7 protein-coding genes and 3 tRNA genes are annotated in these 11,330 nt (G+C 36.3%); 3 read left to right on the top strand and 7 right to left on the bottom strand.

Going from position 1 to position 11,330, the window contains the following annotated elements; translation table 11 throughout:
• Nucleotides 1-13 precede the first annotated feature (13 nt).
• From HX049_RS00140 to HX049_RS00130, 3 genes are all read left to right on the top strand, one after another.
• Entirely contained in the window at nucleotides 14-1,315 is a 1,302-nt protein-coding gene (locus tag HX049_RS00140) for a cell surface protein (RefSeq protein WP_286413307.1), read from the top strand.
• A gap of 200 nt (nucleotides 1,316-1,515) precedes the next feature.
• On the top strand, nucleotides 1,516-2,595 hold the full coding sequence (locus HX049_RS00135; protein ID WP_286413306.1) for a DUF4465 domain-containing protein: 1,080 nt from the start codon (nucleotides 1,516-1,518) through the stop codon (nucleotides 2,593-2,595).
• Between the two features lie 96 nt (nucleotides 2,596-2,691).
• Entirely contained in the window at nucleotides 2,692-3,237 is a 546-nt protein-coding gene (locus HX049_RS00130) for a GNAT family N-acetyltransferase (protein ID WP_286413305.1), read from the top strand.
• A gap of 165 nt (nucleotides 3,238-3,402) precedes the next feature.
• Here HX049_RS00130 and HX049_RS00125 read toward each other — a convergent pair.
• The 7 genes from HX049_RS00125 to HX049_RS00095 form a co-directional block, all read right to left on the bottom strand.
• Nucleotides 3,403-3,479: transfer RNA gene (locus HX049_RS00125), tRNA-Asp, on the bottom strand.
• Between the two features lie 202 nt (nucleotides 3,480-3,681).
• A tRNA-Asp gene (locus HX049_RS00120) sits at nucleotides 3,682-3,758 on the bottom strand.
• 150 nt (nucleotides 3,759-3,908) lie between these two features.
• Nucleotides 3,909-3,982 (bottom strand) — tRNA-Asp (locus HX049_RS00115).
• A gap of 655 nt (nucleotides 3,983-4,637) precedes the next feature.
• Entirely contained in the window at nucleotides 4,638-4,955 is a 318-nt protein-coding gene (gene trxA, locus HX049_RS00110) for a thioredoxin (RefSeq protein WP_006257591.1), read from the bottom strand.
• A gap of 111 nt (nucleotides 4,956-5,066) precedes the next feature.
• Nucleotides 5,067-9,593 (bottom strand): DNA polymerase III subunit alpha, encoded by a 4,527-nt coding sequence (gene dnaE / locus HX049_RS00105; RefSeq protein ID WP_286413304.1) that lies wholly within the window; start codon nucleotides 9,591-9,593, stop codon nucleotides 5,067-5,069.
• Nucleotides 9,594-10,000: 407 nt separating this feature from the next.
• Nucleotides 10,001-10,606 carry a hypothetical protein gene (locus HX049_RS00100; protein ID WP_286413303.1) on the bottom strand — a complete coding sequence of 202 codons (606 nt, stop codon included), beginning with the start codon at nucleotides 10,604-10,606 and terminating at the stop codon, nucleotides 10,001-10,003.
• Nucleotides 10,607-10,780: 174 nt separating this feature from the next.
• Nucleotides 10,781-11,329 carry a hypothetical protein gene (locus HX049_RS00095; protein ID WP_286413302.1) on the bottom strand — a complete coding sequence of 183 codons (549 nt, stop codon included), beginning with the start codon at nucleotides 11,327-11,329 and terminating at the stop codon, nucleotides 10,781-10,783.
• Nucleotide 11,330: the final 1 nt, after the last annotated feature.

The following is an 11,330-nucleotide window of genomic DNA, read 5'->3' as shown; positions in this document are numbered from 1 at the left end:
CCAATAACTTAATATGAAAACAAAAAGATTAAAACTAAGCCTAATGGCTACTTTATGCCTATCTGCTATTACTTTTTATAGCTGTTCTAGTGATGATTCATCTCCTGTTACTCCGCCAATTGATCCGGTAGTTCCAACTGGTAATGTCTTAAAACTTGACTCTATATATAAAGTAGACCGAAGTAAATTAGTACTAATAAAACCAGAATTAAAACAGTTTACTAACCCTTCTATTTCTTGGAAAGTAATAAAGCTTAATGATATTAGTAAAGACTCTATAATTAGTGACCAACAACAGTTAGACTTTGTAACTCTAAATACAGGAAACTATACTATTGAGGTAGAAGCTAAAGATCCTAAATTAAAAATAAATCAACAATTTAACATTATTGTTAACAAAGAAAATATAGAATACAAAAAGCATATTACGAGAGTATTTGACTTCATGCCTTCTTATGGTCAATTCACTAATAAACTACCTATTTATAACATTGGAGATACAAAGGAAACAATGATTAAAAAGGCTCAAGATGCAATAGCTAAAGATAAAGCTGGAATGATTTCGCTTGGTGGATTTGGAGGTTATGTAGTATTTGGGTTTGACCATACAATTGTTAATGTTCCAGGAAAGAGAGACTTTAGAGTACTAGGAAATGCTTTTTGGGCTAGTGGCAACCCTAATCCAGAAGCACCTAGTCGTGGAGGAAGTTGTGAACCTGGAATCATCATGGTAGCATATGACAAAAATCAAAATGGTATACCTGATGAGGATGAATGGTATGAAATAGCTGGTAGCGAATATTATAAAAAAGAGACTATAAAGAATTACGAAATTACATATTACAAACCCGACCCAAATAAAGAACCTGTAAAAGATCCAAGTATCAATTGGGCTACTGATTTAGAATATATAAAATGGGAAGACAACCAAGGTAATAAAGGATGGAAACCTAAAAACACTTTCCATCAACAAAGTTATTTTCCAGAATGGCATACAGGGGACAAGATTACCTTTAAAGGAACTAAGTTAGCCAATAATGCTAAAGATGAAAGTGGAAAAGGTTCATATTGGGTATTATATTCGTATCCTTGGGGTTACGCGGACAACGCACCTAATAATGATGACGAATCAGCTATTGATATCAATTGGGCTGTAGATAAAGAAGGTAATAAAGTTAATCTACCAGGTATTGATTTTGTTAAAGTATATACAGGAATCAATCAAGAGTCAGGTTGGCTAGGAGAAGTATCTACAGAAGTAGCTGGTGCTATAGACTTACATGTTGAAGGAACCTATATTAATACTAGAAAATAATTAAATAAATTAAAGCACCACTTATAAGTGGTGCTTTATTTGTTACCTCACAATAATTACAAAGATATCAACAAAAAAACATTTAAATTGCCATTATATGACATTAATATGTAAAAATTAATAACATTTTAGAAACAATAGATTCATTTATTTCATTAATTTTACACAAAATTTATTAACTATAACACTTATTCCTAAAGATGAAACTTAGATTCTTACGTACTAGTTTACTACTTGCTCTAGGCTTAACCCTTACCACTACAGTATTCACTTCATGTTCTAGCGATGACAGTAATCACACTATCGTTATTAAAGAAATAAAACAATCTGTAGAAGCGAGAAGCGAGTTTACAATCGACCCAAAAATTGACCCTACTACACATAAGTTTGTATGGCATAATACTACTACTCAGAAGAAACTTTCTGAAGAACCTATCTTAAAGTATAAGATTGATTATGCTGAGACTCAAACTATCGCATTAAGAGTAACTTCTAACACAGGAGTATTAGAAATATATGATTATATCGTTACTGCTAAGTATGGTGAAACTCATAATATTCTTAACCTTAAAGATATTAAACTAGGAATACCTGTTGAAGGAGGTAATCTATGGACAGATACTTTTACTAATGGTGCGAGAATAGAAGCTAAACCTTTCTCATTCAGTCACACTGTTTCTACTTTCGGTGAAAACAAATACTGGAATGGATTTATTGCTTCAAACAGTACAGACCAAAAAGACCATAAAGATAAGTTTGCTAGCAATATGCATGGTAGTATGGCTAAAAATACAGATAAAGATGGTAATGCTCTTCCTTTCTTAGTAGCCTATACAGAAGGTATCACTACTAAATATGCTAAAGGTGATGTAATAGACGTAAATAAAGCGGTAACATCAGTAACGCTTTCAGATGAAAAAGGACAACAATTATTACCTGTAGAAATTAATGTAGGTCTAAGCCCTTACACTTACTACTCTATCCAAAATGGAGACAACTTTGCTAGAAAATTTAAAAAAGGTGATTATTACTCAATTATCGTTTATGGACTAGATGAAAACAAAAAAGTAATCAATAATCCTATTGAGTACAAACTTGTAGATTATAAAGATGATAAAGGAAGCATCAATACTAACTGGCAAAAAATAAAACTAGACAAACTAGGAGCTGCTAAATACTTAGTATTCTATGTGGACTCATCTGATAAAGGAGAATATGGTATTAATACACCTGCTCTATTTACAGTAAAAGATCTAGTTGTACATAAACTAGCTAAGTAAAATTTAATAATAGACTTATAATATACTTAAAGGAACTGTTTTATAGCAGTTCCTTTTTTTATACCTTGTTCTAACTATAGATTAACACACTTAATAATGAACATCCAGATAATACAGTCTCTAACTGTAACTACAGATATACAACAATTAATTACAGAATATGATAGAACGATAAAAGTAGATTTAAAGCCATTAGACAACTCCAGCAACATAAGCACTAACTCAAGTACAGATAACGTCTCTAATGAAGTGCTACTATATATAGCTAAAGTGAATGATACACTAGCGGGCTGTATAGCCATGCACAGACTTACTGATACAACTTGTGAGATTACTAATCTATATATACGTCCACAGTATCAAGGACTGGGTATAGGAATAAAACTATGCCAATACATCATACAGCATATACAATCATTAGACTTCAAGAGAATTTATGTAACCACTACTAAAGCACAACAGGGCCAGAACGCTATCTATAGAGAATATGGTTTTACCAAGTGTACACCATACGTAACAGTGCCACATCCTAACGCTATCTATATGGATTATATATTTGTTAAAGATGATTATATCCAGAATAACCTTTTAAAGACAGCCTTAAGATTCTTTAGATATCATAGAAGAGAACAATACAGATAAGGATATAAAAACAAAAAAGCTCTCCCGCACTAGGAAAGCTTTTCATTGGTCTAACTACTAAACCTTTAGTGCTTTCGCACTTAACAACACAACTAATCTTTAGCTCCCTAAAAAACTTTAGAGGGCAAAAAAAGCCGTCCCACGTTGTGAGAGGCTCCTTTTAACTGGCGGTCTGGACGGGACTCGAACCCGCGACCCCATGCGTGACAGGCATGTATTCTAACCAACTGAACTACCAAACCAATATTCAATATTTTTTACATGTCATTATCAAAATTCAACAGTTGATTAAAAAAAGCTCTCCCGCACTAGGAAAGCTTTTCATTGGTCTAACTACTAAACCTTTAGTGCTTTCGCACTTAACAACACAACTAATCTTTAGCTCCCTAAAAAACTTTAGAGGGCAAAAAAAGCCGTCCCACGTTGTGAGAGGCTCCTTTTAACTGGCGGTCTGGACGGGACTCGAACCCGCGACCCCATGCGTGACAGGCATGTATTCTAACCAACTGAACTACCAAACCAGTGTTTTTGTATTAAAGCTTAATTCTTTAACGGCGACAAAGGTAACTCTTTTTTTAAAAATTCCAAACTTTTTTAAAGTTTTTTATTTCTAACGAAGAGTGGATAAAAAAGCATCTCTATATTTCAAGAGATGCTAGTCTCCCCTTTTGCGGTCTGGACGGGACTCGAACCCGCGACCCCATGCGTGACAGGCATGTATTCTAACCAACTGAACTACCAAACCTTCGTCGTTACTGCTTTAATGCGATGCAAATATACAACCATTTTCTACAGTTCCAAATGTACTTTTAAAAAAAATAAAACTTTTTCCCTTATTAATTTTGATAAAACTGAGTATCAACAACATAAAACTTAAACTTTTTTTCATTTTTTTTACTTCATATCCCCTGTTCTTCTTATAAACAACAAAAAACACACTGATTCCGCATACTACTTAGCATAAGCACCTCTTATTATCACCTATTTTTTTCAGAAAAAATAATGCAATTATTAAAAAAACGATCTTTCAAATCAAAAAACAAAACAATAACCAACCACTCCTAGTGCATAAAATAAAACATCTCATACCCAAAAACACTCAGCTATACTCCTAAAACAATAAATAAATCGAGCTTCCCCTCCATAAAAGAGCTAACCACAAGAATATTTCTCCTTTTATATATACACTATGTCAAAGAACCTATGAACTATAATTCAGTTACAAAACTATACATTCATACATTCTTTATCTTATATACTGCTTAGTATAGCTACTAATGACTTATTTTGCTCTATAATGGTCGCAACTATTGGGACACTACATTCACTTCTCTAAAATAAAGCAAAAAAAAAAGACCCTCATTACTGAGAGTCTTCCTTAATACTATATATATCGAGGATTATAATAATCCTTCAATGAAATCTACATAAGTTTTCTTAGGTGCAACACCTACTTGACGTTGTACTACTTCACCATCTTTGAATACTAATACAGTAGGGATATTTCTAATACCGAATTTAGCAGCGAATTCTTGATTTGCATCAACATCTACTTTACCTACTACAGCTTTTCCTTCGTATTCTGAGCTGATCTCTTCGATTACTGGCCCTAACATTTTACAAGGTCCACACCATACTGCCCAAAAGTCAACCACTACGGGTTTGTCTGATTTTAATACTACTTCCTCGAAAGTAGCATCTGTTATTTCTAATGCCATTATTCTTTGCTTTTTATATTATATCAACAAACTTAATAAAATTATTATAGTAATCGACCTACATACAATTTTTTTTATCTATAAAAGTATTATCAAATAATATTGCTTTTACTAGTTTAATTTAAAATCTACTTGTAAGGCCTCCAGTTCTTCTAGTAATTCTGCTGTGATATTCACTCTACTATTGCGACTAGTAAACTCTAATCTATTCACTATTCTAAACTCTGGTACATCTACTGCTATTGGCTCATCCATATCAAAGCCTTCACTCGTCCCATCATCCTCATCTCCTTCATTCATTCCTAGCTGTGGTATAGCTATAGGAGTAGCTTCTTTCACTATTCTTTCTACTTCCAACACTTCAAAATGCACAAAACTATCCCCTTGATATCTACTAAAAGCATCTTTAATTAACTCTGCTTGCCTAGTAGCCACATCTTTTACATTCATCACCACTGTAAGCTTCTTAGCATAAGTAGGAATTACTTCATGTAGCAACTTCATTTCTACAAACTGAATACGAGGTTCGCTCTTTTCTCCCGTATCCTTATTCACCCAGCCTTCTTTGACTAGGATCTTAATATATACGAATGTATTGTTTAATAAGAAATGTCTAAACTTCAAGAACTCCTCATTGAACATTCTGAACTCAAAGCTCTCGTCATATCCTTCTATGGTAAACATCGCCCAATCTTTCCCTTTAGCAGAAGTACGGAACTGTACATCGCTAATCATTCCTCCGAACATAAGATTGCGCCCCGTGAAAGGAGTCAGGTCTGTCAATTCCTCCACCTTCACATTACAGAAATATCTCATCTCAAACTTAAAGTCATCTAATGGATGTCCTGAGATATAGATACCAACTACCTCTTTCTCCTTAGCCAATTTCTCCATCGTACTCCATTCCTCACAGATAGGTAATAGAGGCTCAGGTATTTGTACTTCACTACTCTCACCGAATAGACTAAACTGAGAAGAATTATCATTCTCCTGCGACTTAGCCCCATAGCGTATAGCTTTCTCTAAGAACACTATATTATCACTTGGGTCTGTGTGGAAGTACTGTGCTCTATGTGTATTTTTAAAACAATCAAAACCTCCTGCTAAAGCAAGGTTTTCAAATGCTTTCTTATTTGCTGATCTCAGGTCTATCCTCTTCGCTAGGTCAAATACAGAAGTGTATAACCCATCTTTTCTATTCTCTACTATAGTGTTTACAGCCCCTTGTCCTACTCCCTTGATTGCCCCCATACCGAAGCGAATCTCATAGTTATCATTTACTGTAAACTTGTAGAATGATTCATTCACATCAGGGCCTAATACTTGTAGTCCCATGCGCTTACACTCTTCCATGAAGAAGGTAACCGACTTGATGTCATTCATATTATTAGACAGTACAGCCGCCATATACTCTGCAGGATAGTGTGCCTTCAGATACGCTGTCTGATACGCTATCCATGCATAGCAGGTCGAGTGAGATTTGTTAAACGCATAAGAAGCAAAGGCTTCCCAGTCTTTCCATATCTTCTCTAGTGTAGTAGCATCATGTCCTTTAGCAGAAGCCTGCTCTACGAACTTTGGCTTCATCTTATCTAGTACATCCTTTTGCTTCTTACCCATCGCTTTACGAAGTACATCGGCCTCACCTTTAGTGAATCCAGCCAACTTCTGCGACAGAAGCATCACCTGCTCTTGATATACCGTAATACCGTACGTCTCCTGTAAGTATTCTTCACATGCATCTAAGTCATACACGATAGGTTCTTCCCCATTCTTACGACGAATAAACGAAGGGATATACTCTAGTGGCCCCGGTCTATACAGGGCATTCATCGCTATCAGATCGGCAAACACGGTAGGCTTCAGCTCACGCATATACTTCTGCATACCTGCAGACTCGTACTGAAACACCCCGATAGTCTCACCTCTCTGGAACAGCTCATACGTCTTCACATCATCGATAGGTATCTTATCCGGATCTATATCTATACCTGTACGATACTTCACTAGTTTAATAGTATCCTTAATAAGGGTTAAAGTTTTTAACCCTAAGAAGTCCATCTTTAATAGACCAGCACTCTCTGCTACCGAGTTGTCAAACTGTGTTACATATAAGTCAGAGTCTTTAGCTAGCGTTACTGGAACGAACTTCGTAATATCATCTGGAGTGATAATTACCCCACAAGCGTGAATACCAGTATTACGCATTGACCCCTCTAGTATCTTAGCCTGCTGTATAGTCTCTGCAGCTAATGATCCCTCTTGAGCTAAAGCTATTAATTCTTTTACTTTATCAAATTCTTCTGATCGAAGTACTCCTTTTATAGCGTTCTCATCCTCTGTTAAGAATCGATGTAAGTTCCACTTAGATGGCATCATACCAGGGATAAGCTTCGCGATTCTATCTGCTTCAAACAATGGCAAGTCTAACACCCTAGCCGTGTCTCTAATCGCAGACTTAGTCGCCATCTTACCATACGTGATAATCTGTGCTACCTGATTAGCTCCATACTTATTGATTACATAATCCATTACACGACCACGACCTTCATCATCGAAGTCAATATCAATATCGGGCATCGATACACGATCAGGGTTAAGGAAACGCTCAAAAAGCAAATCGTACTCGATAGGATCTAGATTCGTAATTCCTAGACAGTACGCCACAGCCGAACCCGCAGCCGAACCACGACCAGGACCTACAGACACTCCCATCTCTCTCGCTGCTGCGATAAAGTCTTGTACGATCAAGAAATATCCAGGGTATCCCGTTCTCTCGATAGTCGCTAGTTCGAAGTCTAGTCGCTCTCGGATCTCCTCAGTCACCTCAGGATATCTCGCTTCTGCTCCCTTATAAGTAAGGTGCTTTAAGAAGTTATTCTCTCCTCGCTTACCACTTCCATCTCCTTCTAAATCTCTCGCATCCTGAAACTCCTCAGGTATATCGAACTTAGGTAGTAATACATCTCGGTGTAGCACGAATGGCTCCACCTTATCCACTACCTCTTGTATATTATAGATAGCATCAGGCAAGTCTGAGAACAGCTCCTTCATCTCCTCAGTAGACTTAAAGTAGTACTCCTGATTAGGCAGACCATATCTATAGCCCCTTCCTCTACCGATAGGAGTAGACTGCTTCTCACCATCCTTCACACACAATAGAATGTCGTGTGCATTCGCATCTTTTTTATCTAAATAATAAGCATTGTTCGTAGCTATCAGCTTCACATCGTGTTTACGTGCTAGCTCTACCAATACCTTGTTCACGCGATTCTCATCTTCTTGATTATGTCGCATCAACTCTACGTATAGATCATCACCGAACTGCTCTTTCCACCACAGTAAGGCTTCTTCAGCTTGGCGTTCACCTACGTTTAATATCTTACCAGGTACCTCACCATATAAGTTACCCGTCAGTACCATCACATCTTCTTTATACTGCTCTACCACCTGCTTATCGATACGAGGTACATAGTAGAACCCGTCTGTATAAGCGATAGAAGCCATCTTCGCTAGATTGTGATACCCATTTTTATTTTTGGCAAGTAATACTACTTGATATCCATTGTCTTTTTTAGTCTTATCTGTATGATTCTCACAGATAAAGAACTCACACCCCACGATAGGAGTTAGCGTCTGTAGTGGTTCCTCCCCATTCTCAGCGCGCTCTTTATTCTTAGCCTCTATCCCCTTATTATGGTTATTCACCGCCATCACGAAGTGGAATGCCCCCATCATATTACCGTGATCCGTCATCGCTACAGCAGACATATCGCAGTCACCAGCCTTCTTCACTAGATTATTAATCGCTATCGTAGACTGCAAGATAGAGAACTGTGTATGCACGTGTAGATGTGCGAAGTTAGCCTGATCTAATAATTCTTTCTCATGATCAGATACTTCCTCAGATGCTCCACCTTCTAGTTTAGCCAGTCGCTTGCGAATCTCTTCAGACGCTTTCTTTAAATTGATATGTTTAAGGCCGATCAACTGAAATGGCTGAGGGTTAGCCTCGCGATAACGCACGATGTACTCCTCATCCTGTTGTAACTCCTGCGTAGAGAATGTTCCATGCTTTATCAATTCTAAGAAACATCGAGTAGTCGCTTCCACATCGGCAGTAGCATTATGCGCCTCAGCGAATTTCTCACCAAATAAGAATGTATGCAGTTCAGTCAGTGTAGGAAGTTTATATCTACCTCCCCTACCTCCCGGTAGTTTCAGCATCTCAGCCGTCACCTCTGTACAGGTATCTAGTACAGGCAGCTCTGACATAATACTATTCACTCCCTTACGATAAAACTCACACCCCATAATATTCACGTCAAACCCAGCATTCTGACCGACGATAAACTTAGTCTTAGACAGCGCAATATTAAACTTCTCCAATGCCTCCATTAGAGAGATACCCTCTTGTTCTGCTAATTCTGTTGAGATACCATGTATGCGCTCTGCATCATAAGGAATATTAAATCCTTCTGGTTTAATCAGATAATCTTGATGCTCTATCAGCTTACCATACTCATCGTGTAACTGCCAAGCGATCTGTATACATCGAGGCCAGTTATCAGTATCGGTAATAGGTGCCTGCCAACTTTTAGGAAGACCTGTAGTTTCGGTATCAAAAATTAAATACATACGTGATTATAAGAGTTTTAACCTTAAACAAGGTAGAATAGTGTAAAAAACAAAGTTACAAAACTTTTGTGAAGTTGTGGAGTTGTTCTTTTGTGAGGTTGTTCTTTTGTGAAGTTGTGAAGTTGTGAGGTTGTTCTTTTGTGAAGTTGTGAAGCTATGGAGTTGTTCTTTTGTGAGATTGTTCTTTTGTGAAGTTGTGATGTTGTGATGTTGTATTTATGTTGTTCTGTACATTGTCATAGACTTGAATACATAAAGTATATAAAAAAGACCACTCATAAAGAGCAATGTAGAAATTTTTACGGACACTCTGTAACATAAAAAAAAAGACTGCTCATAAAGAGCAGTCTTATATATCTCACAATGCCAAAGGCAAAAATTCGTAATTCGTAATTAATAATTCGTAATTATTTACCTACGCTCACAGGCATTTTATACACCACACCATCTTGGAAAGACTTCATATTCCTAAGTGTATTCTTATAATACTCTTTCTGCTTCGTAGTTAATTTATAGAATCCTGGCATAGTATCTTTCTTCATATTCGCAAAGAATTCAGCAGTTATCGTTCCAGGCACTTGACTATCTTTATCCGCAAACTTAAATTCCCCAGTATTAGTGATATTCTCAGCTGTCTTATAGATAGCGATAGGTGCTTTCGTTACTTTATCATAGACGATATATTGCGCAAAAGCTGTCTTTAAATCTGACACATCTACTGGCACTACATCCCCAAAAGCGAATGTTCTATCTACTTCTTCATTAGAGAAAGCATAAGGAACTCTCAGGGTAAACATCGTTGTATCCGTTTCAGCTTTTAGATACAGTATATTTTCATTAGCTACTCTTAAGTCAGTATACTGAGGTCTCCATGTTTCGAATTTTACTCCAGTTGTAAATTCTTCATTATTAACCATCGCAATAATACTCGGATCAGCCGTCTTCGTCTCATTCTCACATGCGATGAATCCAAACCCTAATACCATCAAAACTATCCCTATAACCTTTTTCATATTTTTAACTATCTTCTTTAATAACAGCAAATACAAAAATATAGTATTTAGACCACACAAAAAAGCTTTATTTTAATATAATATTAACTTTTACATTCTCTCCGTAATTTACTAGCATTAAACAATTTCATTACAAAACAACTAGAGATTACAATTTATTACCTTACACTATACCTAATCTATATCTACGTTTCCTCTAATATATAAAACATAGCCTACTTCATCCATAAAACGTTCACTTCTCATAGCTTCAGATTGCTGAACATAAGGCTTCTTCTTATTTGAAATATAAGCTCTTTTTACTTTATAAGTTCTAACAAACTCAAATTCTTCAAAACAATCTATAGATACTTTTAACTGTTCTATTCCCTTATTAATCCACTTACGAGACTCCTTATCTCCCCTATTCTTTAATTCTATAAACCCAATAACATCATCATACATAAAAACTCCATCACATTGCTTAGAATCATTGCCATCATTTCTCTTTGGTATAAGGTCACACTTATCTATTGGGGCAAAGAACACATCTTTTTCTTCACTATTAACAACTTTAGCAATCCAATGAGATTCTTCTCTCTCAAGGTCTTCACACAAATAAGCAGGTTCATTATGAAGATTAGCTACATCCCCCAATCCATTACCATTCTCTTCATCGTCACACAAGCCAAAAACGCCAACACGAGAAACTTTATATATCTTAAAGTCTTTGAATCCTTCCATA

This window comes from Myroides odoratimimus (assembly GCF_030326305.1).
Lineage (GTDB): Bacteria > Bacteroidota > Bacteroidia > Flavobacteriales > Flavobacteriaceae > Flavobacterium > Flavobacterium odoratimimum_A.
This window is presented reverse-complemented; position numbering and strand designations above follow the sequence as displayed.